23 protein-coding genes, 1 pseudogene and 1 riboswitch are annotated in these 20,036 nt (G+C 61.1%); of the genes and pseudogenes, 13 read left to right on the forward strand and 11 right to left on the reverse strand.

What is annotated here, in order from left to right; all coding sequences use genetic code 11:
* Positions 1-19 precede the first annotated feature (19 nt).
* Together AGR2A_RS05835 and AGR2A_RS05840 are read right to left on the reverse strand one after the other, a co-directional pair.
* Positions 20-847, reverse strand: a complete 828-nt coding sequence (locus AGR2A_RS05835; RefSeq protein WP_072494146.1) for an aldo/keto reductase — start codon at positions 845-847, stop codon at positions 20-22.
* Between the two features lie 109 nt (positions 848-956).
* Entirely contained in the window at positions 957-1,880 is a 924-nt protein-coding gene (locus AGR2A_RS05840; RefSeq protein ID WP_072494147.1) for a bestrophin family protein, read from the reverse strand.
* A 187-nt stretch (positions 1,881-2,067) separates the two neighbouring features.
* On the opposite strand from AGR2A_RS05840, the gene AGR2A_RS05845 reads away from it, so the two are divergent.
* The gene (locus AGR2A_RS05845) at positions 2,068-2,775 is read left to right on the forward strand and encodes a helix-turn-helix transcriptional regulator (RefSeq protein WP_072494148.1); all 708 of its coding nucleotides are present in this window, start codon (positions 2,068-2,070) and stop codon (positions 2,773-2,775) included.
* A gap of 48 nt (positions 2,776-2,823) precedes the next feature.
* The gene (locus AGR2A_RS05850; RefSeq protein ID WP_004440552.1) at positions 2,824-3,192 is read left to right on the forward strand and encodes a VOC family protein; all 369 of its coding nucleotides are present in this window, start codon (positions 2,824-2,826) and stop codon (positions 3,190-3,192) included.
* Between the two features lie 234 nt (positions 3,193-3,426).
* On the opposite strand, the gene tam is transcribed toward AGR2A_RS05850, so the two are convergent.
* Positions 3,427-4,197 (reverse strand): trans-aconitate 2-methyltransferase, encoded by a 771-nt coding sequence (gene tam, locus AGR2A_RS05855; protein ID WP_004440553.1) that lies wholly within the window; start codon positions 4,195-4,197, stop codon positions 3,427-3,429.
* Positions 4,198-4,534: 337 nt separating this feature from the next.
* Between tam and AGR2A_RS05860 the strand changes: the two genes are divergently transcribed.
* Both AGR2A_RS05860 and AGR2A_RS05865 read left to right on the forward strand, forming a co-directional pair.
* On the forward strand, positions 4,535-5,416 hold the full coding sequence (locus AGR2A_RS05860) for a branched-chain amino acid aminotransferase (protein ID WP_072494149.1): 882 nt from the start codon (positions 4,535-4,537) through the stop codon (positions 5,414-5,416).
* Between the two features lie 166 nt (positions 5,417-5,582).
* A pseudogene (locus tag AGR2A_RS05865) lies at positions 5,583-7,931 on the forward strand (methyl-accepting chemotaxis protein).
* Positions 7,932-8,153: 222 nt separating this feature from the next.
* Here AGR2A_RS05865 and AGR2A_RS05870 read toward each other — a convergent pair.
* Complete coding sequence (locus tag AGR2A_RS05870) at positions 8,154-9,041, reverse strand: LysR family transcriptional regulator (protein WP_072494150.1); 888 nt, start codon at positions 9,039-9,041, stop codon at positions 8,154-8,156.
* A 96-nt stretch (positions 9,042-9,137) separates the two neighbouring features.
* On the opposite strand from AGR2A_RS05870, the gene AGR2A_RS05875 reads away from it, so the two are divergent.
* Positions 9,138-9,680: a GNAT family N-acetyltransferase gene (locus AGR2A_RS05875; protein WP_022555811.1), complete on the forward strand. Its 543-nt coding sequence runs from the start codon at positions 9,138-9,140 to the stop codon at positions 9,678-9,680.
* A 6-nt stretch (positions 9,681-9,686) separates the two neighbouring features.
* Here the strand turns inward: AGR2A_RS05875 and AGR2A_RS05880 are convergent, their stop codons facing one another.
* Positions 9,687-10,031 carry a hypothetical protein gene (locus AGR2A_RS05880; protein ID WP_072494151.1) on the reverse strand — a complete coding sequence of 115 codons (345 nt, stop codon included), beginning with the start codon at positions 10,029-10,031 and terminating at the stop codon, positions 9,687-9,689.
* A gap of 221 nt (positions 10,032-10,252) precedes the next feature.
* Here AGR2A_RS05880 and AGR2A_RS05885 point away from each other — a divergent pair, with 221 nt between their 5' ends.
* Both AGR2A_RS05885 and AGR2A_RS05890 read left to right on the forward strand, forming a co-directional pair.
* Positions 10,253-10,855 carry a superoxide dismutase gene (locus AGR2A_RS05885; protein WP_006700042.1) on the forward strand — a complete coding sequence of 201 codons (603 nt, stop codon included), beginning with the start codon at positions 10,253-10,255 and terminating at the stop codon, positions 10,853-10,855.
* Positions 10,856-11,110: 255 nt separating this feature from the next.
* Complete coding sequence (locus AGR2A_RS05890) at positions 11,111-11,956, forward strand: metallophosphoesterase (protein WP_072494885.1); 846 nt, start codon at positions 11,111-11,113, stop codon at positions 11,954-11,956.
* Here the strand turns inward: AGR2A_RS05890 and AGR2A_RS05895 are convergent.
* Positions 11,945-12,655 carry a helix-turn-helix transcriptional regulator gene (locus tag AGR2A_RS05895; RefSeq protein WP_072494152.1) on the reverse strand — a complete coding sequence of 237 codons (711 nt, stop codon included), beginning with the start codon at positions 12,653-12,655 and terminating at the stop codon, positions 11,945-11,947. The two genes, AGR2A_RS05890 and AGR2A_RS05895, sit on opposite strands and share 12 nt — an antisense overlap.
* Positions 12,656-12,788: 133 nt before the next feature.
* Here AGR2A_RS05895 and AGR2A_RS05900 point away from each other — a divergent pair, with 133 nt between their 5' ends.
* From AGR2A_RS05900 to AGR2A_RS05925, 6 genes are all read left to right on the forward strand, one after another.
* Complete coding sequence (locus tag AGR2A_RS05900) at positions 12,789-13,418, forward strand: LysE family translocator (protein ID WP_035210797.1); 630 nt, start codon at positions 12,789-12,791, stop codon at positions 13,416-13,418.
* Between the two features lie 117 nt (positions 13,419-13,535).
* The gene (locus AGR2A_RS05905) at positions 13,536-13,970 is read left to right on the forward strand and encodes a c-type cytochrome (RefSeq protein WP_006700046.1); all 435 of its coding nucleotides are present in this window, start codon (positions 13,536-13,538) and stop codon (positions 13,968-13,970) included.
* Positions 13,971-14,058: 88 nt separating this feature from the next.
* On the forward strand, positions 14,059-14,979 hold the full coding sequence (locus AGR2A_RS05910; RefSeq protein WP_004440571.1) for a c-type cytochrome: 921 nt from the start codon (positions 14,059-14,061) through the stop codon (positions 14,977-14,979).
* A gap of 46 nt (positions 14,980-15,025) precedes the next feature.
* A riboswitch (cobalamin riboswitch) is annotated at positions 15,026-15,263 on the forward strand.
* 159 nt (positions 15,264-15,422) lie between these two features.
* On the forward strand, positions 15,423-15,605 hold the full coding sequence (locus AGR2A_RS05915; protein ID WP_004440573.1) for a CbtB domain-containing protein: 183 nt from the start codon (positions 15,423-15,425) through the stop codon (positions 15,603-15,605).
* Positions 15,606-15,615: 10 nt separating this feature from the next.
* Entirely contained in the window at positions 15,616-16,329 is a 714-nt protein-coding gene (locus AGR2A_RS05920; RefSeq protein WP_072494153.1) for a CbtA family protein, read from the forward strand.
* A 3-nt stretch (positions 16,330-16,332) separates the two neighbouring features.
* Positions 16,333-16,647, forward strand: a complete 315-nt coding sequence (locus AGR2A_RS05925) for a hypothetical protein (RefSeq protein ID WP_037091650.1) — start codon at positions 16,333-16,335, stop codon at positions 16,645-16,647.
* A 170-nt stretch (positions 16,648-16,817) separates the two neighbouring features.
* Here the strand turns inward: AGR2A_RS05925 and AGR2A_RS05930 are convergent, their stop codons facing one another.
* The 5 genes from AGR2A_RS05930 to AGR2A_RS29480 all read right to left on the reverse strand — a co-directional run bounded on the left by AGR2A_RS05930 (position 16,818) and on the right by AGR2A_RS29480 (position 19,933).
* On the reverse strand, positions 16,818-17,384 hold the full coding sequence (locus AGR2A_RS05930) for a type 1 glutamine amidotransferase family protein (RefSeq protein ID WP_004440580.1): 567 nt from the start codon (positions 17,382-17,384) through the stop codon (positions 16,818-16,820).
* 21 nt (positions 17,385-17,405) lie between these two features.
* Positions 17,406-17,894 (reverse strand): GNAT family N-acetyltransferase, encoded by a 489-nt coding sequence (locus tag AGR2A_RS05935; RefSeq protein WP_003509304.1) that lies wholly within the window; start codon positions 17,892-17,894, stop codon positions 17,406-17,408.
* Positions 17,895-18,088: 194 nt separating this feature from the next.
* The gene (pip, locus tag AGR2A_RS05940; RefSeq protein ID WP_072494154.1) at positions 18,089-19,036 is read right to left on the reverse strand and encodes a prolyl aminopeptidase; all 948 of its coding nucleotides are present in this window, start codon (positions 19,034-19,036) and stop codon (positions 18,089-18,091) included.
* Between the two features lie 76 nt (positions 19,037-19,112).
* Positions 19,113-19,526 (reverse strand): MerR family transcriptional regulator, encoded by a 414-nt coding sequence (locus tag AGR2A_RS05945; RefSeq protein ID WP_004440587.1) that lies wholly within the window; start codon positions 19,524-19,526, stop codon positions 19,113-19,115.
* A 59-nt stretch (positions 19,527-19,585) separates the two neighbouring features.
* On the reverse strand, positions 19,586-19,933 hold the full coding sequence (locus AGR2A_RS29480) for a hypothetical protein (RefSeq protein WP_004440589.1): 348 nt from the start codon (positions 19,931-19,933) through the stop codon (positions 19,586-19,588).
* Positions 19,934-20,036: the final 103 nt, after the last annotated feature.

Consider the following 20,036-nt stretch of genomic DNA (forward strand, 5'->3'; position numbering starts at 1 on the left):
ACCAAACGGCCCCGTCGCCTCAGTTGTCCCAGTCGGGCGCGAGGTGGCCGGGGCTGACAATGCGGCCATTTGGCTTTGCCAGCGCATGGATCGCCTGCATTTCTTCTTCCGAGAGCGCAAAATCGAAAATATCGAAATTCTCCTTGAGGCGGCTTTCCGTCGCCGTCTTGGAAAGCGCCACGATATCCGGCTGTTGTACCGCCCAGCGAAGGGCTACCTGCGCGGCGGTTTTGCCATGCCTCGCGCCGATATCCTTCAGAACAGGGTCGTTCGGCACCTTGCCGTCGGCCATCAGGTAATAGGCTGTCACCGACATGCCGTGCTTGCGCGCAGCCGCAATCACCTTGGTCTGGTCGAGATAGGGGTGATATTCGATCTGGTTGGTGGCAAGCGGCGTGTCGGACAGTTTCACCGCCTCTTCGGTCAGCGCCACGTTAAAGTTGGAAATGCCGATATTGCGCGCCTTTCCGGCCTTGCGCACCGCGTTCAGCGCGCCCATGCGCTCGGCAAGCGGCACATCGCTCTTTGGCCAGTGCAGCAGCAAAAGGTCGACATAGTCGGTCTTCAGCTTTGCAAGACTCTCATCAACGGAAGCGAGAAAATCGTCGTGGCGATAGCGGTCCACCCAGACCTTTGTGGTCAGGAATATATCGTGCCGGGAAATGCCCGACTTGGCGATGACTTCGCCCACGGCCCCTTCGTTCTTGTAGATCTGCGCGGTATCGACATGGCGGAAACCGAGCTTCAGCGCCTCCGGCAGAATGCGCCTGACATCGTCTTCCGGAATGCGGAAGGTGCCGAAACCGAGGGCGGGAATGTTCGCGCCATTTGCGCTGACGTCATACATGGGATGTCTCTCCTGTTTGCTGAAACATGGCCGGCGCGGGACGCCGGGCAGGGAAGCCGTCTTTCATTAACTGGTATCCGCACGATCGGTTTCAACCCGGCGACGCCAGTCACATCAGCACGTAATCCACCGGACGCGGATCGGCCGGCAGGTCGGTATCGCCGATCGCCTCGCGCAGATTGATCTCGATTGTGGTGGCAAGGGCATTGATCGGCAGCGCGTTGAGGCCGGTGCCGAAGGGGTCCTCCAGCTCGTCGGACAGCGCATCGAGGCCGAAAAACGTATAGGCGATCAACGTACTCGTGAAAGGCGTTGCCCAGCCGAGCAGATCGGTGAAACCGAACGGCAGGAGAAGGCAGAAAAGATGCGCGGTCCGGTGCAGCAGCAGCGAATAACCGAAAGGAACCGGCGTGTGGCGAATGCGCTCGCACGAAGCCTGTGCGGCGCCCATCTGCTGCACGGTCGCATCCAGCATCTGCAACTGTATATCGCTGATCTGGCCTTTGCCATGAGCGGCGACGATGGCGCCGGAGATTTCCCGCAGCAGCATGTCCGGCCTGTTGCGGCTGCGGGCATAGGTCAGCGAAAGGTCCTCCGGAATGAGGTCGGTGGTGACCGTCGCATTCGCCGGACGCAGATGTGAGACCAGCGCGTGACAGAAGGCGATGACAAGATCGGTGATCCGTCTGCGGGTGACGGGATCGGCCACATCCTGCCGGCCTTCCAGCATCACGGTCTGGCGCGAGAGCGTGCGGGCCACGGTAATCAGCGCGCCCCACTGCTTGCGGGCTTCCCACCAGCGATCGTAACAGGCATTGGCGCGAAAACCGAGAAACACCGAAAGCGCGATGCCGAGCAGCGAGAACGGCGCTCCATTTAGCGCCGGCACCAGATCCGGGCGATCCTTGTGCGCCCAGACCACCAGCGTCGACAGCAGGAAAACCGCAAGCACCTGCGGAAAGATGCGGACGATGATGGAGCCGCGCACGATGAGGAAAAGCTGCAGCAGGTTCGGTTTTGGACGAACGATCATGGTGGAAACTCGAAATGCCTGTGGCGGGTGAGGGCGCGTGGAAATCCCTACCCTTATCTACATGCTGGCTACGCGGCCTTGTCCACCCTTTTTTGCGTGGTTGCGCACGGCGGCTGGCAGCGCTACGCGTCTATCGCGGGCATCGTCAATAGATGATCCGACCGTGCGGGGTGGAAGGAAATGTCGCGTGTCACGTTCACAACGGCTTCTTGATCTGTTGCAGATTCTTCGTTCCCACCGCATGCCGGTGAGTGGTGCAGCCCTTGCCGCGAAGACCGGCGTCAGCCTGCGCACGCTCTACCGTGATATAGCAACGCTTCAGGCGCAGGGCGCCGATATCGAGGGCGAAGCGGGCGTGGGTTATGTGCTGCGTCCCGGTTTCCTGCTGCCGCCGTTGATGTTTTCCCAGCACGAAATCGAGGCGCTGGTGCTCGGCTCGCGCTGGGTGGCGGGCCGCGCCGATGCCGGATTGGCGGAGGCTGCGCGCGCCGCACTCGTCAAGATCGGCGCCGTTCTGCCCGAAGCCCTGCGCGAGGAACTCGATCACTCCACCCTGCTTGTCGGTCCGGGGCGGGGGCTTGCGGCCATCCATGTCGATCTGGCGGCCATTCGCGATACGATTCGCAGGGAAAGCAGGGTCGTCATCACCTATCGCGACGAAAAGGGGGACGTGACGGAGCGGGTCATCTGGCCTTTCGCACTCGCTTTTTTCGATCTGGTGCGGGTGGTGCTGGGCTGGTGCGAGACACGGCAGGACTACCGCAGTTTCCGGGCTGACCGCATCGAAAGCTTTCGTCCTCTCGACGGCCGTTATCCGCGCCGCCGCCAGGTGCTGCTGAAAGAATGGCGCGAACGGGAAAAACAGCGGCGGCGGCAACATGCTGACAAAAACTGACAGCATCGGGGTCTAGAAACCGTTCATCCGCAACACAGGAGAACAACCATGACCCACCCCGATTTCACCATTCTTTACGTCGATAATCCGCCGGCCAGCACCGAGTTCTACAAGGCCCTGCTGGGCGTCGATCCCGTCGAAGCCTCCCCGACATTTTCCCTCTTCGTCCTTGCCAACGGCATGAAGCTCGGCCTCTGGTCGCGGCACACGGTGGAACCGAAGGCATCCGTTACGGGCGGCGGCGTCGAACTCGCCTTCCGCGTCGAAAACGACCTTCAGGTGGAAGAGACTTTCGCGAGCTGGAAGGCAAGAGGCGTCGCCATGCTGCAGCAGCCAGCGAAAATGGAGTTCGGTTATACCTTCACGGCCGCCGACCCGGACAGCCATCGCCTCCGGGTCTATGCCTTCGCGAGCTGATGACAAGCGGCTTGGCCGGGTTGGTCAAATAAAGCCATCCTCGTCCATGCACGCGGTATTCCGCACGCTCCCATCCCTGTGCTTGTCACAGGGATCCAGTCGACGCGCGTCTGCGCGGCGGGGAGAGCCCTGCCAGCCCAAGGACTTGGGTTGGCTGGATTCCTGGGACAGGCACAGGAATGAGGGCGGTGGGGAGGCGTCCGCGTGTGACAATCGCACGTCGCATCTGATGCCCTACGTCTTGACCGCCACGACAAAAAGGCGGGGAAACCGCAGAAGCAACCGGCCATCCGCCATCGGCGGATAGGCCTCCCTGATACGCCGCGTATAGTCGGCGAGGAAGGCTTCGCGGTTCTCCTCGCCGGCGGCGGCGAGATAGGGGCGCAGCCCCGTGCCCTTCACCCATTCGACAATGCTATCCGCATCTTTCATCGGGTGATTATAGATCGTGTGCCACACATCCACCCGCACGGATTTCGGTGAAAGCGCATTGAAATAATCCGAAGGTGCGGGCAGGGGTTTGCGCCGCAACCGGCCATCGGAAAAAGTCTGTTTCCATGGGCCTTCGTCACCTGTCTCATGCATCGCGATATGCGTCGGCTCCTGCAGATTGTCAGGCATCTGCACGGCCAGAACGCCGCCGCTTTCCAGCTGGTCCATCAGCTGCGAAAGAATGGCGAGATGATCCGGCACCCACTGGAAAACGGCATTGGCGTAAAGCAGGTCCGCCTTCTGCGCCGGTTTCCAATGCGCGAGGTCGGCCTTGCCGAAGCGGGTGGTCGGCAGCCGGTCTGCTGCCTTCGCCAGCATATCATCATCGCTATCAATACCGGTGATGACATTGACGCCGTAACGGTCGGTCAGAAGCTCGGTGGAATTGCCGGGACCGCAACCGAGGTCATAGCCGTTCAGCACCCGCTCCAGCGGCACCTGGGCCAGGAGATCCCGCGCCGGGCGCGTCCGCTCGTCTTCGAATTTCAGATATTGCTGTGCGGACCATGCCATGATTTTTCTCCTGCGGGCTGCCGTCAGATCGTCAGCATCGCATGGGCGAAATCGCCCCGCCATCATTCAATCGATGAATTATTGTGATGAATCTATTCACCAACCTTTTGTTTCGCCTCATAAAACATCCTGCCGGGGCCGCTGCTTTGTTATTTTCCATCAAAATCAGAAATCGCGGCAATTAAAACTTGACCTCATTGAGGGAGAGGCATTCACTCCGGCCGATTTCCCGCACATGCCAGGTTGCGCGCGCACAGCGTTCCTCATCCGGCAATGCATCAGAACAAAAAGACGGAGCGTTTTTACCGAACGGAAACGCTCGAGACAGGAGACCATCATGAGCGTCGATACCGCACCCCGATCAACCACCTGGACCTATGTTGACGGTCAATGGCTGCCTGGCAATCCGCCGCTCATCGGGCCAACCTCGCATGCCATGTGGCTGGCCTCTGCGGTATTCGATGGTGCACGCTGGTTCGATGGCGTCGCGCCTGATCTTGATCTGCACTGCCAGCGCGTCAATCGCTCTGCCGTCAACATGGGCATGAAGCCGACCATGACCGCCGAGGAAATCGAGGCCCTGGCGCTCGAAGGCGTGAAGAAATTCGACGGCAAGATGGCGATCTACATCAAGCCTATGTACTGGGCCGAACACGGCATGCCCGGCAGCGTCGTTGCACCGGATGCCAGTTCCACCCGGTTTGCGCTCTGCCTTTTCGAAGCGCCGATGGACGCCGGCAAGCCGCTGACGCTCACCGTCTCGCCGCTGCGCCGCCCTTCGCCGGAAACGGCAATGACGGACGCGAAGGCAGGCAGCCTTTATCCGAATAGCGGCCGCGCGATTCTGGAAGCGCGCTCACGCGGTTTCGACAACGCCCTGATGCGGGACATGAACGGAAATGTCGCGGAATCAGCCTCCGCCAACATCTTCATGGTCAAGGACGGCGTCGTTCTCACGCCGGTCCCGAACCGTACCTTCCTTGCCGGCATCACCCGTTCACGCGTGATCGGTCTTCTGCGCCAGGCCGGTTTTGACGTGCGGGAAGCGACGCTTTCGGTTGAGGATTTCCGTGAGGCCGACGAAATCTTCTGCTCCGGCAACTATTCCAAGGTTTCGCCTGTCGTGAAGCTCGACGACCGCGAGCTGCAGGCCGGCCCGGTCGCCCGCAAGGCGCTTGATCTTTACATGGAATGGGCACGTCTCGGCGCAGACGTCTGAATTCTGCATCTATTCGCGTGAAACGGCCATGACAGACATTCGTTCGGTCATGGCCATTTTTTTGCGATGCAAAAAAACCCTGAAAACAGGGGGTAATTTAATCCAATTTTAGAAAACAGAATTGTAGCTTGCGACATCTTCACTTCCGGGCAGCGGGGGCCGCCAGATGTCTTTCAGCATTCGAAATGTACTTGTAGGTTTTTTTCTCACCATCAGCCTTGCACTTGCCGGTCTGGTCGGCAACGAAGCCTGGCGCTCGGTCAATCGCGCCAGCGCCTTTTCTGAGGTTGCGCAGCTTGTCGCGCTCGACAAGCTTCTCTTCAACGCGCTTCTGAATTTCCGCAGTGAGCGCGGCGACAGCGCCACCGCGCTCACTGTCGATCCTTCGAAATCGGCGGGCAGCGTCGCCAGCGTGCAGGCGGCGCGTCAGAAGGTGGATGCCGCCATGACGGCCTTTATCGCGCAGTCTCCGTCGATTGCAGATGCGAAGCTCCAGGGGCCGCTCAAGCGCGTGAGCGATGTCTACGCACAGTTCGTCGACCTGCGAAAGAAGGTGGACGCCAATATTTCCCAGCCGCTTGATCGGCGCGAAAACGGCCTCGACAAGACCGTGATGACGCTGGGCGCCGATTTCCTTGCGTCTCTCGAAGCCGGCTCGACTGCGTTGGAAGGCGCCGTCCGTTCGCTGGATCAGGGCCAGACAGGCCTCATTCAGCTGCGATCCTACGGCTGGTCCGCCCGCGCGCTTGGTGGCAGCGCCACCGTTGTCCTCAACGCTGCTGTGGCGCAGAACCGTCCTCTTACCGCCCAGGAAATGCAGCAGCTCGGCGCCTTCGATGCCGGCGCGGCTTTCGCGTGGAAAGCAACGGGCGATCTCGTGGCGCATGAATCGGCGCCGCAATCGCTCAAGGACATCTACGCCACTGCGGACAAGACTTATTTCAAGGGCGATTTCAACGCCCAGCGAACCAAGCTCATCTAAGATCTGAACAATGGCCGCACGCCGTCCTTTACCATGGATAGCTGGCGCACCACCGTCACGGAAAATCTCGGCACGATTGCCAAGATCGCTTCTGCCGCCATGGACGTGCTGGATGCCAACGCCGAGAAGGCGAAACAGGAAGCCTTCACCGATGCGGTGATCTTTCTCGCGGTCTTCGTGGTCACGCTCGCCCTCTGCATTGTCTCGCTCGCCGTCATCGTCGGCCGCGTCACCCGGCCGATCAGCCGGCTGACCAATGCCATGATGGCACTGTCGGGCGGCAATCTCGCAATCGATATCGCTGGCGCAAAACGCGGTGACGAGATCGGCGAGATGGCCCGGGCCGTGGAAGTTTTCCGTGAGGCCGCCATCCGCAATCGGCAGCTGGAGGCGGATGCCGTCGCAAACCGGGAACAGGCCGAACGCGACCGCATCGAGCTGCAGCAGCGTGCCGAGGCCGAAGCCGAAGCACGGCTCAACCAGGCGACGGGTTCGCTGGCAGGCGGCCTGCGCCGCCTCGCCTCGGGCGATATGCTCTGCGAGATCGCCACGCCATTCGCGCCGCAATTCGAGGCGCTACGGCACGATTTCAACAGCTCCGTGCACCAGCTTCGCGAAGCGCTGACCAGCGTCGGCCAGTCCGTGCAGACGGTGAATGGCGGCGCACACGAGGTGTCGTCGGCATCCGACGATCTTTCCCGCCGCACCGAACAGCAGGCCGCCTCCCTGGAAGAGACAGCCGCCGCGCTGGAAGAGATCACCGCCAACGTGTCCGCCACGTCCAAACGCGCCGGCGAAGCGCGCGACACGGTACGGGAAGCGCGGACGAAGGCCGATCTTTCCGGCAAGGTGGTGCGCGATGCCGTTGCCGCCATGGAACGCATCGAACATTCCTCGCGTCAGATCGGTCAGATCATCGGCGTGATCGATGAGATCGCCTTCCAGACCAACCTTCTGGCGCTGAATGCCGGCGTTGAAGCGGCGAGGGCGGGCGATGCCGGCAAGGGCTTTGCCGTCGTTGCACAGGAGGTGCGCGAACTGGCGCAGCGCTCCGCCAATGCGGCCAAGGAAATCAAGCAGCTCATCAATACGTCAGCCGTTGCGGTGGGCGAAGGCGTGAAGCTGGTGGCCGATACCGGCGTCGGGCTTTCCGAGATCGAGCAGCTGGTGCTTTCCGTCAACAGCCACATGGACGCCATCGCCACGGCGGCGCAGGAACAGTCGGCCGGCCTTTCCGAGGTCAACACCGCCGTCAACCACATGGATCAGGCCACGCAGCAGAATGCTGCCATGGTCGAGGAAATGAATGCGGCCGGTGCGGGGCTCGCACAGGAATGCGCCAACCTCCAGGCGCTGCTGGCGCAGTTCCAGCTTGGCCACCAGACCTCGGCCCTGCGGGAGACGGCGCGGCAGATGCAGCGCGTTGCAAGCCCGGCCCCTGCGCCGGTCACCTCCGCCCCGAAAGCCCGCCCGATCGCTGCACGCGGCAATGCGGCACTGGCCGTGAAGGGTGACGACTGGACGGAGTTCTGAGTTTCGCCGGCGAGGCCCGCGTCATCAAAGGGCGCGGGCAATGTTGTTACTGAGGTTCCCCCTCGCGACGTCATCCTCGGGCTCGTCGCGAGGATCTGCAACCGATTGATTTGTGGACGTGCTCAGATCTTTGGGACGAGCCCAAAGGATGACGTTGATTAAATGCGCACTATCGCTATCGGCTCCGATGGTCTGACCTGTGCCCAAAAACCGGCGCGGGCCTCATCCCTTCCGCACATCCTCCAGCGCAGCGGCAAGCGCCCTCAGCGGCGCCGTCATATGTTTGTCGCGGCGCATGGCCAGCGCGATCCGGCGTTCGAGTGGCGGCTCGAGCGAACGCCACTCGAGCCCAGATGAGGTGGCTTCCTGCTCCACCGCCATCCTTGGCACGATGGCGAGCCCAAGCCCGGCCCCGGCCAGTTTCTTGATGGCTTCCACGCTGCCGAGTTCCATCGTCGGCTGCACGGCACGACCGCTTGCAGCGAACCATTGATCCACCAGCCTGCGCGTATTGCCGCCCTCGTAGAGCAACAGCGGCTTGGTCGAGAGCACATCTGCGGTGAGCAGCGCTGTGTCCGCGATCATATCTTTCGGGAAGACGGCGACCAGCTCATCGAAATGGATATCGCTGATATCGAGGCTGCGGCCGCTGGCGGGCAGGGCCACCACGGCGACGTCGATCGTGTTGGCCTCCAGAAGCCGTAGGATATCGTGGGTATTGCCCGTCTGCACGACGATCTCGATGCCAGGCATGGCTGCGCGAATCCGCCCCAGAACCGGCGGCAGGAGATAGATGCAGGCGGTGGCGCCCGTGCCGATGCGCAGGCGTCCCATCACCCCGCTGCGATGCGGCGCGACCGTATCGATGGCGTGCGCCACCTCTTCTGCAATCCGCCTTGCATGAATGAGGAAGTCGCGGCCCGCCGCCGTCGGCTGGGCGCGCCTGCCCACCCTCTCGATCAGCCGCACACCCAGCTGTTTTTCAAGCAGCCTTATGTGCAGGCTGATGGCCGGCTGCGTCACTCCGGCCTTGTCGGCGGCGGCGGAAAAGCTGCCGAGATCGGCCACATCCATGAAACTTCGCACTTGCCGAAGGTCGAGATCCATCATCAAAGAAAACCTTATCGTTTGTATAAGTCAGATAATCTTTATTTTGGCTGCGCCGCAATGCACAATGACGATGTGAATGATCCGCAGGACAAGAGAATGACCCTTTCCACCGTTTCCAGCCTTCTGATCCGCCCCTGTGAAGAGGCGGATATCCCAGCCATTACCGAAATTTACCGGGACGCCGTTTTGCATGGCCGCGCCAGCTTCGAGATCGATCCGCCAACGGCGGAAACGATGGCTGAGCGCCGCCGCCTTCTGGTGGAGGGCAATTTCCCCTATCTCGTCGCTGAGCGTGACGGCAAGGTGGCGGGATATGCCTATGCCGGGGCTTATCGCGCCCGCCCGGCCTATGGCGCGACGGTTGAGGATTCCGTTTACATCGACCCTTCGATGAAAGGCATGGGTATTGGCCGCAAGCTGCTCGACGCGCTCATCAAGGAGGCGACCGTGCGCGGCTTCCGGCAGATGATCGCCGTCATCGGCGACAGCGCAAATGCGGCTTCGGTCGGCGTACATCGCGCCGCCGGTTTCGAGCACGTCGGAACCTTCAAATCCATCGGCTGGAAACACGGTCAATGGCTGGACACTGTGCTGATGCAGCGCGCACTGGGCGAAGGCGATACCACGCCGCGTTTTTGACCCGCGTCAGGGCTTGGTGGAGCCGGGAATTTCCACCTTCAGCGTATCGCCGGCAAGTTCGCTGCCGAGTTCCACGGCCTTTGTCTTCTTGTCATAGACGCAGATATGGCTGACCGTTACATCCGCGCCCTTTGCCCTGCCGGTCAGGATGGCAAGACCGTAATTCTCGCTGCCAACGGGATCGACGGCCGCCTTGGCGTCGTCGATCATGTCTCCGGCTGCGGCAAGACAGGCAGTCTGCACATCCGCCACGAATTCCTTCCACGCATCGTCCGAAGATGCGGACGCAGGCAGGACAGCCGACGAGACGGCAACAAGAAGTGCGGCTGTGTGGATCATCGGGCGTATCATGGAATTTCCTTCCTGCAATCTCGATCAAAAGCGAACCGATAGGGTGGAAAACGGTACGCCAGCGATGTGAAACAAATATGGTGGCGGCCGGCGCGAGAGGAATTTTCTCTTTTGGCGGAACATTTTGATAATTCACAGGTTGCCCAAACAGAGCTTCGCTCCTATGGTCCGCTCACACGGTTTCTAGGAGCGGTAACGCGCTGCAAAAAGGAGTAAAAACCATGGCCTTCGAACTTCCCGAACTCCCCTACGACTACGACGCGCTTGCACCTTACATGTCGCGCGAGACGCTCGAGTTCCATCACGACAAGCACCACAAGGCATATGTCGACAACGGCAACAAGCTTGCAGCTGAAGCCGGTCTTTCCGACCTGTCGCTCGAAGAAGTCGTGAAGAAGTCCTTTGGCACCAATGCCGGTCTCTTCAACAATGCGGCCCAGCACTACAACCACGTTCATTTCTGGAAGTGGATGAAGAAGGGCGGCGGCGGCAACAAGCTGCCGGGCAAGCTCGAGCAGGCTATTGCCTCCGATCTCGGCGGTTACGACAAGTTCAAGGCCGATTTCATCGCAGCCGGCACCACGCAGTTCGGCTCCGGCTGGGCGTGGCTGTCCGTCAAGAACGGCAAGCTCGAAATCTCCAAGACCCCGAACGGCGAAAACCCGCTGGTTCATGGTGCAGAACCGATCCTCGGCGTCGACGTTTGGGAACACTCCTACTACATCGACTACCGCAACCTGCGTCCGAAGTACCTTGAAGCCTTCGTCGATAACCTCATCAACTGGGACTACGTCCTGGAGCGTTACGAAGCTGCTGCCAAGTAAGGCTTGCGACAAGCGTGGTTGCTGATCGAGGCAGCCACCTCTTGCGCGACGTCATCCTCGGCCTTGTGCCGAGGATCCGCGGATGTTCCCTGAAACGGGATGTCAGCAGATGCACCGGGACAGGCCCGAGCATGGCGACGGAAAGCTTGCGGAACCACCTATTGAACACCCGGCTCTCAGGCCGGGTGTTTTGCTTTGGAGCATATTCTGCTCCTGTCACAAGCCTGTCATCCGCCGGGTTTATCGCGGCGCATCATGACTGAAAAAACAACTCCTCTCTTCTCCTTCGGCATAGTCGCCGATCCCCAATATGCCGATATCGATCCCCGTCCCGAGATGGGCCGTCATTATCGCGAAAGTCCCAAAAAGCTCGCGGAGGCGGTGGATGCCTTCAATCGCGAAGATCTGGCCTTCGTCGTGACGCTGGGCGACATCATCGATCGCGGTTTTGAAAATTTCGATGCGATTCTTGCCGTTTACGACCGGCTTCGCCACCGCTCGCTCCTGCTGCCGGGCAATCACGATTTCGCCGTTGCCGCCGAGCATTTGCCTGGCGTCCACGCCCGCCTCGGCATGGCCGCCGCCTGGCATGATTTTACCGTCGGCGGCATCCGCTTCGCCGTGCTTGATGGCAATGACGTCAGCCTTTTCGCCCCACCGGTCGGGGATCCGCGTCGCACCCTTGCTGCCGAGCGGCTGAAGCGCCTCTCGGATGTAGGCGCAATCAACGCGCAGGACTGGAACGCCTCGCTTGGCGAAGAGCAGTTCGACTGGCTGCGGGCGGTTCTGCAAAAGGCGAATGCGGCGGGCGAAAGAGTCATCGTGCTGTGCCACTACCCTGTCTATCCGGAGAACGCCCATAACATGTGGGACGCGCCGCGCATCCTTGATCTTCTCAACGCCCATCCTTGCGCCATCGCATGGTTCAACGGCCATAACCATGAAGGCAATTACGGCGTATCGGGCACTACACATTTCGTGAATTTCAAGGGCATGGTCGACACGCCAGACCAGAACACCTTCGCCATCGCCGATGTCTTTGCCGACCGAATCGCCATTCGCGGTTTCGGGCGGGAGGAGGATCGCCTCTTACGGCTGTGAGTAAGGGATGGCCGGCTGGTTGCTCTGCCAGCCGGCCATCCACAAATGCCGCAGCTTCTCGCCTTCGAGCTTGAAGAAGCTGCCGGTGGCCTGGCAGCTCTGCACCCGGTCCGAGCGGAAATTACGGATCGCCTGCCGCAGCTCGCACCAGGCGACAATATTCACTGTTTCGGAATAGTAGATCACCGCGATTGGCCGAACCCGCCGCCGCGTTTCCGCGCCGGCTTCATCGCGATAGATGATTTCCAGCGTCTCCTCGTCGCGCACCGCACGCCTGACCGTCGAGAGATCAAGTCCTGCCGGTGCCGGCGCGATGCTGCCCCACGCGTGGAGGGCATTGGCGGAAAGGGTCTTTGACAGCGGTTCGGGCAGAGACGCGGCAATCTTGTCGCTCGCCTTCTTCGCGGCCCGGCGCAATTCCATATCGCCGGTGCGATCGACCATGGCGAGCGCCAGCACGATTGCCTCGGTTTCCTCAATGGAAAACATCAGTGGCGGCAGGTTGAAACCGGGCCGGAGAATATACCCCACGCCGCGTTCCCCTGCGATGGGCACACGCATGGTCTGAAGCGCTGCCATATCGCGATAGACCGAGCGCACTGTTATTTCCAGCATGTCGGCAATCGTCTGCGCGGTCACCGGGCGGCGCGCCAGCCGCAAAATCTGGATGATCTCGAACAGTCTTGAGGCCTTGCGCATTGCCGTCTTCCCGATGGATTTTCCCACGCAACTGACACAACGCTGTCAGTTGGCGTTCCCTATAAACGGAAAAATACATTGAGAAACATGGGGTTTCTCGAATGCACCTCTATCCGGTATGAAAGATACTGACATGAGTTATGCCGAAAATCTCTGGCTTTTCTTTGTTGTCCTCTTCGGCATCATCATCCTGCCGGGCATGGACATGCTCTTTGTGCTGGCAAGCGCGCTGACAGGTGGCAGGAGAACCGGCCTTTCCGCCGCCGTCGGCATGAGCGCCGGCGGCATCGTGCATTCGCTGTATGGCGCGCTGGGTGTCGGCATGCTTGCCGCATGGATGCCGTCGCTGTTCCTGCCGCTGCTTGTCGTCGGCGCGGCTTACATGGTCTGGATCGGTATCGGCCTGGTGCGCAGTGCTATTGTCGTGAACGGCGATGAGGCTGAAGCAAGCGCTTCGGTGAAAAAGGCATTCTGGCGGGCGGTGTTGACCTGCCTGTCGAACCCGAAGGCCTACCTGTTCATGATGGCCGTCTACCCACAGTTTCTCAAACCCGCCTATGGGCCGATCTGGATGCAGGGGCTGGTGATGGGGGCGATGGTGGCGGTAACGCAGTTCACCGTTTATGGCGCGCTGGCGCTGACGGCGGATAGAAGCCGGGCATGGCTCGTTTCCTCTCCCGCCGCCACGATCTTCATCGGCCGCATCGCCGGTTTCATGCTGATCGCCGCAGCACTTCTCACATTGTGGGAAGCCTTGTCTTAGGCTTCTGTTTTCACGATGGAATTCACCGCAATGTGACTTCTTTTCGCCATGTGGAAAGGGCATCCTCGCGGCGTTCCATCAAGCGTCCGGCGCCCGCCGGAATCAAGGAGAGAGTGTATGAAACTGAAAACAATCGCAGCGGCCACGCTGTTCGGCTGTCTTTGCGCCGGAGCGGTCTATGCTGCCGGCGAAGTCGAAAAACGTGAAGGCATGATGAAGCAGATCGGTGGCTCCATGGGAGCGCTCGCCGCCATCTCCAAGGGCCAGAAGCCTTTCGACGCCGAAGCCGTCAAGGCCGCCGTGACGACCATCAGCACCAATGCCAAGGCTTTCCCCGACCAGTTCCCCGCCGGCACCGAGACCGGCAGCGCGGCAGCGCCCGCGATCTGGGAAAACTTCGAGGACTTCAAGGCCAAGTCCGCCAAGCTCGGCGCAGATGCGGATAAGATTCTCGCCAATCTCCCCACCGATCAGGCGGGTGTAACCACCGCCATGCAGACGTTGGGCGCCGATTGCGGCACCTGCCACCAGACCTATCGCCTGAAGAAATAATCGAACGAGTTTGAAACGCCGCTCCCGGGCGGCGTTTTTCCGTCACGAAAGACACCTGACCTTGTCAGGGGAGAATGGGGAGAGGGGCATGTCTTCCATTTGGACGAAGCTTGTGGGCGGGATCGTGGTCGCGGCCGTTGCGGGCTACGGGATTTTCGCATGGGTGACCGCGCCGCAGCGCCAGGCGCCCAGCCATTGGGTGAGCCTCGGTGAGCCGGATCTCGCCAATGGCGAGACGCTGTTCTGGGCGGGCGGCTGCGCAAGCTGTCATGCCGCGCCGGATGCTAAGGGTGAAGCGCTGTTGACGCTTTCAGGCGGGCAGGCACTGAAAAGCCCCTTCGGCACCTTTCATGTTCCAAATATTTCGTCTGATCCGCAGCACGGCATCGGCGGCTGGACGCTGGCGGAATTTGGCGATGCCATGACGCGTGGTGTGGGCAAGAACGGCGAACATCTCTATCCCTCCTTCCCCTATGCCTCTTATGCCCGGATGACGCAGAAGGACATCAATGACCTCTTCGGTTATCTGAAGGCCCTGCCGGCGAGCCAGAACGATGCGCCCGACCACGATCTGCCGTTCCCCTTCAACATGCGCATGGCGCTCGGCGGCTGGAAGTTCCTGTATTTCGACCCTTCGGCACCGCCGCGCGTCGAGCTGGCCAATGCCAATGCCGAACTTCTGCGTGGCCAATATCTGGTGGAAGGTCCGGGCCATTGCGGCGAATGCCACACGCCGCGCAATGCGCTCGGTGGCTTCCTGAAGGGCAAGTGGCTGGCCGGCGGCCCCAATCCGGAAGGCGAAGGCCGCATTCCGGACATTACCCCCGGCTCGCAAAGCATCGGAAGCTGGGCCGAGGCCGATATTTCGAGCTATCTCGAAACCGGCTTCACCCCGGAATTCGACAGTGTCGGCGGTTCCATGGTGAAGGTGCAGCAGAACATGGCGCATCTGACAGCCGAGGACCGCGACGCGATCGCCGCTTATCTGAAGGCGATCCCGGCGCGCTGAGGGTCCCGTTGGCATGCGTGCCCATTGACTCCCGTCCCCACGCGGCGGATAACAACCCTGTGATGGTTCCTTCCGGGCGTTCCGGAAGGTGAAAAGGGAACACGATAGGGAGAAATCCTCATTCGTGGCTGCCCCCGCAACTGTGAGCGGAGAGCCTGAAACGAAATGCCACTGGCAGACCCTTCGACCGAACCGGCGTTTCCGGTTGAGGCGAGGTGATGCCGGGAAGGTGTTTCAGGTTTTGACCCGTAAGCCAGGAGACCTGCCATCACGGAAATGTCCATGCCGGCGGGGTGTCCGGAAGAGCGGAATGTCAGGGTGGCAAGATCGATGCCCCCTGTGTCAGTCTCGTATCCCCGTGGTGAAGTGTATCGCAGGCGGTCGCATGGCTTTGCCGTTCGACCGCATCCAGAGGCGCGGGGTCGCGCCGGAGAGGGGTCACCATGTCCATCCACCAGAATACGGCCAATTCAGCCGTTTCAGCAAAAACGGGCAGCTTCGCGCAATCGCTGACGGCGATCGTGCTTGGCCTGTTCGTTGTCGGTTTTGTCGGTTTCTCGCATGTGGAAGCCGTTCACAATGCCGCTCATGACACGCGTCATGCCAATGCCTTCCCCTGCCATTGAGGGGAATGTCATGTCGTCTTTTCGCAATATCGTCTTTACCGCCGTTCTCGTCGGCATCCTCGGCGGCTTAGCCGTTTCAGCCATGCAGGCCTTCGGCACTACGCCGCTCATCCTTCAGGCAGAGACCTATGAGGGCGCGGGCGGTGAAGCTGCCCACAGCCACGAGGCCACGGCGCCCGGTGCTGTGGTTCCCGCCCACGAGCACAATGAAGAGGCCTGGACTCCGGCCGATGGTTTCGAACGCACTGCCTATACGGTTGCCGCCAATGTCCTGACCGCGATCGGTTATGCGCTGGTGCTGACCGGACTGATTTCGCTGCGCGGCACCAATGGCGGCTGGCGTGAGGGGCTTTTGTGGGGCGTTGCCGGATTTGTCGCCGTCATGCTCGCCCCGATGATCGGCCTGCCGCCGGAACTGCCGGGCAGCCCCGCCGCAGCACTTGAGGCACGGCAGATCTGGTGGCTCGCAACCGTTGCCGCAACAGCCGGCGGCATCGCGCTGATCGCCTTCCGTCGCGAACCCTGGGCCATCGTCCTTGCGCTGGTGCTGATCGTCGCGCCGCATGTGGTGGGTGCGCCCCTGCCGCCGGAAGGCGAACATGCACTGGCGCCGCTGCCGCTGGAGCGTCAGTTCATCGTCGCCGCTACGGTTACAAGCTTCGTCTTCTGGGCTTTGCTCGGAACATTGAGCACGTTTTTCCTCAAGCGCTTCCAGTCGGCCTAAGTCATGGAGGACGCAGCGGATTGGAGTGAGGAACTCGATGCGCTGCGTTTTGCAGTTCCCGGTCACGGCGCTTACTGCGCCGTGCATCGTCTCGCCTTCAAGGCGGTACTGGGCCCGAGCCCGGCGGATGAGGCGGCTCTTGCCTTTTTCCAACACCATCAGGCCGCCTTTGTGGCGGCGGCACTCGCCAAGATCAAACGTGCAAATTTACCCGCCGGCCGCAGCCTGCATCTGAACAGCCGCGATATTCGCCGGGCGATTGCCGGGGAGGGCGGCGATCACACAGCACGTGTGTGCCGGGTGCTGGATCAGCGATAATCATCGCTGTTCTCACCTCCGTCATCCCGGCCCTGAGCCGAAATCCATCCAGCCCAAGTCCTTGGGCTGAAAGAAGTCATCTCGCCGCGCAGATGCGCGTCGGCTGGATTCCGGCTCAAGGCCGGAATGACGGGGAGTAGGGGAGTGCAAACAACCGAGGCGGCTATGCCTCAGCGATGCTCCGCCGCAAAAACCTGAAGTTCGGCCTCGGCTTCCGGACCAAAGAGGCCGAGGCTTTTCAGAATTTCCACCGCGAAACTGACTGGCGCGCTGCCGGCCGCGGTAATGATGCCGCCATCGTTGACCGCTTTCGGCTGGTCGCGGTAAAGCGTCTCGCCGCCATAGGCCGAATAGGCCCTGTGCGACGCCAGCGAATTGCCGGTATGGGCAACGGCGTTCAGAACGCCCGTGCCTGCCAGCGCACTTGCCGCCGCGCAGATGCCGGCCACCAGTCGGTTCTTCTCGCGAAACCGGCGCACCAGTTCGCCGAGATCGGCAGCTGTTCCCTTTTCCCAGCTCAGACCTCCGGGAATAACCAGCGCATCGATGTCAACGGCATCGAGCGCGTCATAGGATGTATCCGGCGTCACCTTCAGCCCGCCCATGGAGGTTACCGGCCGTCCGTCCGGCGTGGCATAGACGATCTCGACACCGAGATAGCTGCGCGCCGCGGCGGCAAGCAGCGCCGGCTCCCAGTCCGCAAAATCCTGGGCGAGCGCAATGGCGATCCGTGTCATGGTCGTCTCCGTGTTTTTTAATCAGGCGATGGACTGCATATAGCGCATGCCGGTCACCGGGCGGGGCGCGAAATCCATGTTTTCGTAGAAACGATGCGCCGCCACATTGCCGGTTGTGGCGCTGACGGAAAGATAGTCGCAGCCGAGACGCTTGGCGATATCGCGGGCCCGGGAAACCAGATGCTGGCCGGTGCCATGGCCACGATGGCCGTCACGCACGAAGAGATGATGCAGTTCGAGCCCGCGGCGGCCCTCCTGCGCCCTGTAGAGCGGCAGAAGCAGGGCGTAACCGATCAACGCGCCATCGGCCTCGGCCACGAGACCATGCACCCAGGGCAGCGGGCCGAACAGGTCGCGCTCCAGTTTCGCCGGCGTGATCGCCGCCGCATCGCCGTGGTAGGAGGCCAGCAGCGTGATCATCTCGTTGAGTTCGGGCAGATCCGTCTTGCGCGCGCCACGGATGATGACGACGGGCGGTCTTTCCAGTGTCAGGGAGCTATCTTCGGTCATTTTTTCGGTCCTTTGGTCTTATCGGTGCCGTCAGGACGTTTGAAAACAACAAAGCCGCCTGACGGCGGCTTGTTGACAATATGATCTGTCGAGCCGCCCTTAGAGGAAGGCCCAAAAATACGAGCAGGAGATGGGTGCGCGTTCGTTGATCATGGAAAATGAAATGCGCCCGAATCCGCCGTCTGTCAAGCGGGTCAATTCGCAAATCGCGCAATTGCCGACAGGATTGCGTCTTCCACGCCCGCATCGCCCGTCGAATGGCCAGCGCCATCGATGGTAACAAGCTCGCTTCCCGGCCACGCCTCGGCTAGTTCGAAAGCGGTGACGGGCGGCCCCTGCAAATCGCGCATGCCCTGAATGAGTATCCCGGGAATACCGGCGAGGTCTCCGGCATAGCGCAGGAGCGCGCCATCATCCAGCCAGGCCGCATGGTGGAAATAATGGGCGCAGAGGCGGGCGCGGGCGAGAATATACGCGCTGTCGCGCCATTTCTCCGGAAAGGCCGAAATGCCCTCCGCGCTGATCGAGCCCGCCTCCCACAGGTGCCACTCTAAGGCGGCCGTCGCGCGCACGGCGGGATCGGGATCATTCAGAAGCCGGCGATAGGCGCCGACCGGATCTTGCCTGGACATGTCATCGGGGATCGCGGCGATGAAACGCTGCCACTGCTGCGGCAGAAACATTGCCAGCCCCTTGTACAGCCAGTCGATTTCCCTCTGCCGGGTGGTGGTGACGCCGGCCAGAACCATGCCGCGAACATGGTCTGCATGGCGCTGTGCGTAAGCGAGGGCCAGCGTGGAGCCCCATGAACTGCCGTAGATCAGCCAGTCTTCCACCGCGAGGGCACAGCGAATGGCCTCCATGTCATCGATCAGATGATGCGTGGTGTTATGCTCAAGACTATCAGCGGCGTTTGGCGTGCTTTGACCGCAGCCGCGCTGGTCGAACTGGACGATGCGGAAAATGGCAGGATCGAAATAGCGTCGCGCTGTCGATGACAATCCTGAACCAGGCCCTCCATGCAGCAGGATTGCAGGTCGCCCCGCCGGATTGCCGGCAATCGTCACGTGCAGCCGATGGCCCTCGGAAACATCAAGGAAAATCGTGTCTGATGGCGTGATTTCAGGGAGGAGCTCGGCCATCTGACGTCCTTTTTTCAGGCGGGCAAGAGGCGATTATCGGGTACAGGTGACATTCGAATGTCAGCCTCTTTTCGGCTCAATGCTCCCCCTCGCACATGCCATGATCGGAAAGCGCGCGGATGACATAACAATCCTCGATGGAATGGCCGTGGCAATGGGAGACGATCCGCTCCAGCTCGTGTTCCAGCTTCTTCAGGCTGGCGATTTTTTCCCGCACATCGGCAAGATGTTCGGCGGCGATGCGGTCTGCACCCTCGCACGGCATTTCCCGGTGCTGGCTGAGCGCGATCAACTCGCGAATGGCGTCTATGTTCAGGCCGAGATCGCGCGCGTGGCGGATGAAGGCCAGCCGTTCGAGATCGGATTTTTCGTAGCGGCGTTGATTGCCCTCCGATCGATCCGCCTCGCGGATGAGGCCCATCTGCTCGTAATAGCGGATCGTGGGCACCTTGACGCCGGTGCGTTTGGACAGTTCACCGATGGACAGCATGGCTTTCTCCATATCTCCAGTCTCTAGAGATATGGCCTTTCGGCCCGTTGTTCAATGGGTCAGGCAGCGTCCTCCACGCCGAGTGCCTGGGCAAGCGCCTTCAGAACCTGCGATTCGAGGCTTGCCATATCGGGCTGTGTGGAGGCGGCCACATCAGCGTTGACGCCGGTTGCGGCGGAGGCACCGCTATCCATGTTCCAGAGGGCCGCAGCCAGGCTCGCGGAAGCGCTGGCGAGCGGTGCCACGGACGTGGCGACATTGCCGGCCACCGAAATGGCGCGATGGGCCGCCCGCGTCAGCTCCTGCAAAGCCTCGGTGGTGGACTGTGTCTCCCTGCTCCGCGCCGGCTCGATGCTCCGGGCAGGAGAGGTGAAATTGATGCTGCTGGTTGCTGCAATAGTCGTCATGACTGAGTCCCCTAAGTTCTGATGGGTGTTTTTTAATGCCCGAAACATTCGCGAGGATTGCGTCTCACACGACTTGCGCAAAAAACATGGGAAATATACTATA

It is taken from the genome of Agrobacterium genomosp. 2 str. CFBP 5494, from assembly GCF_900013495.1.
Taxonomy (GTDB): Bacteria; Pseudomonadota; Alphaproteobacteria; order Rhizobiales; family Rhizobiaceae; genus Agrobacterium; species Agrobacterium pusense.

What these genes read in the sequence shown, in the direction of transcription:
- AGR2A_RS05835 (WP_072494146.1), bottom strand. Translation starts at nt 847, where the DNA reads ATGTATGACGTCAGCGCAAATGGCGCGAACATTCCCGCCCTCGGTTTC.
- AGR2A_RS05840 (WP_072494147.1), bottom strand. Translation starts at nt 1,880, where the DNA reads ATGATCGTTCGTCCAAAACCGAACCTGCTGCAGCTTTTCCTCATCGTG.
- AGR2A_RS05850 (WP_004440552.1), top strand. Translation starts at nt 2,824, where the DNA reads ATGACCCACCCCGATTTCACCATTCTTTACGTCGATAATCCGCCGGCC.
- tam (WP_004440553.1), bottom strand. Translation starts at nt 4,197, where the DNA reads ATGGCATGGTCCGCACAGCAATATCTGAAATTCGAAGACGAGCGGACG.
- AGR2A_RS05860 (WP_072494149.1), top strand. Translation starts at nt 4,535, where the DNA reads ATGAGCGTCGATACCGCACCCCGATCAACCACCTGGACCTATGTTGAC.
- AGR2A_RS05870 (WP_072494150.1), bottom strand. Translation starts at nt 9,041, where the DNA reads ATGATGGATCTCGACCTTCGGCAAGTGCGAAGTTTCATGGATGTGGCC.
- AGR2A_RS05875 (WP_022555811.1), top strand. Translation starts at nt 9,138, where the DNA reads ATGACCCTTTCCACCGTTTCCAGCCTTCTGATCCGCCCCTGTGAAGAG.
- AGR2A_RS05880 (WP_072494151.1), bottom strand. Translation starts at nt 10,031, where the DNA reads ATGATACGCCCGATGATCCACACAGCCGCACTTCTTGTTGCCGTCTCG.
- AGR2A_RS05885 (WP_006700042.1), top strand. Translation starts at nt 10,253, where the DNA reads ATGGCCTTCGAACTTCCCGAACTCCCCTACGACTACGACGCGCTTGCA.
- AGR2A_RS05890 (WP_072494885.1), top strand. Translation starts at nt 11,111, where the DNA reads ATGACTGAAAAAACAACTCCTCTCTTCTCCTTCGGCATAGTCGCCGAT.
- AGR2A_RS05895 (WP_072494152.1), bottom strand. Translation starts at nt 12,655, where the DNA reads ATGCGCAAGGCCTCAAGACTGTTCGAGATCATCCAGATTTTGCGGCTG.
- AGR2A_RS05900 (WP_035210797.1), top strand. Translation starts at nt 12,789, where the DNA reads ATGAGTTATGCCGAAAATCTCTGGCTTTTCTTTGTTGTCCTCTTCGGC.
- AGR2A_RS05905 (WP_006700046.1), top strand. Translation starts at nt 13,536, where the DNA reads ATGAAACTGAAAACAATCGCAGCGGCCACGCTGTTCGGCTGTCTTTGC.
- AGR2A_RS05910 (WP_004440571.1), top strand. Translation starts at nt 14,059, where the DNA reads ATGTCTTCCATTTGGACGAAGCTTGTGGGCGGGATCGTGGTCGCGGCC.
- AGR2A_RS05915 (WP_004440573.1), top strand. Translation starts at nt 15,423, where the DNA reads ATGTCCATCCACCAGAATACGGCCAATTCAGCCGTTTCAGCAAAAACG.
- AGR2A_RS05920 (WP_072494153.1), top strand. Translation starts at nt 15,616, where the DNA reads ATGTCGTCTTTTCGCAATATCGTCTTTACCGCCGTTCTCGTCGGCATC.
- AGR2A_RS05925 (WP_037091650.1), top strand. Translation starts at nt 16,333, where the DNA reads ATGGAGGACGCAGCGGATTGGAGTGAGGAACTCGATGCGCTGCGTTTT.
- AGR2A_RS05930 (WP_004440580.1), bottom strand. Translation starts at nt 17,384, where the DNA reads ATGACACGGATCGCCATTGCGCTCGCCCAGGATTTTGCGGACTGGGAG.
- AGR2A_RS05935 (WP_003509304.1), bottom strand. Translation starts at nt 17,894, where the DNA reads ATGACCGAAGATAGCTCCCTGACACTGGAAAGACCGCCCGTCGTCATC.
- pip (WP_072494154.1), bottom strand. Translation starts at nt 19,036, where the DNA reads ATGGCCGAGCTCCTCCCTGAAATCACGCCATCAGACACGATTTTCCTT.
- AGR2A_RS05945 (WP_004440587.1), bottom strand. Translation starts at nt 19,526, where the DNA reads ATGCTGTCCATCGGTGAACTGTCCAAACGCACCGGCGTCAAGGTGCCC.
- AGR2A_RS29480 (WP_004440589.1), bottom strand. Translation starts at nt 19,933, where the DNA reads ATGACGACTATTGCAGCAACCAGCAGCATCAATTTCACCTCTCCTGCC.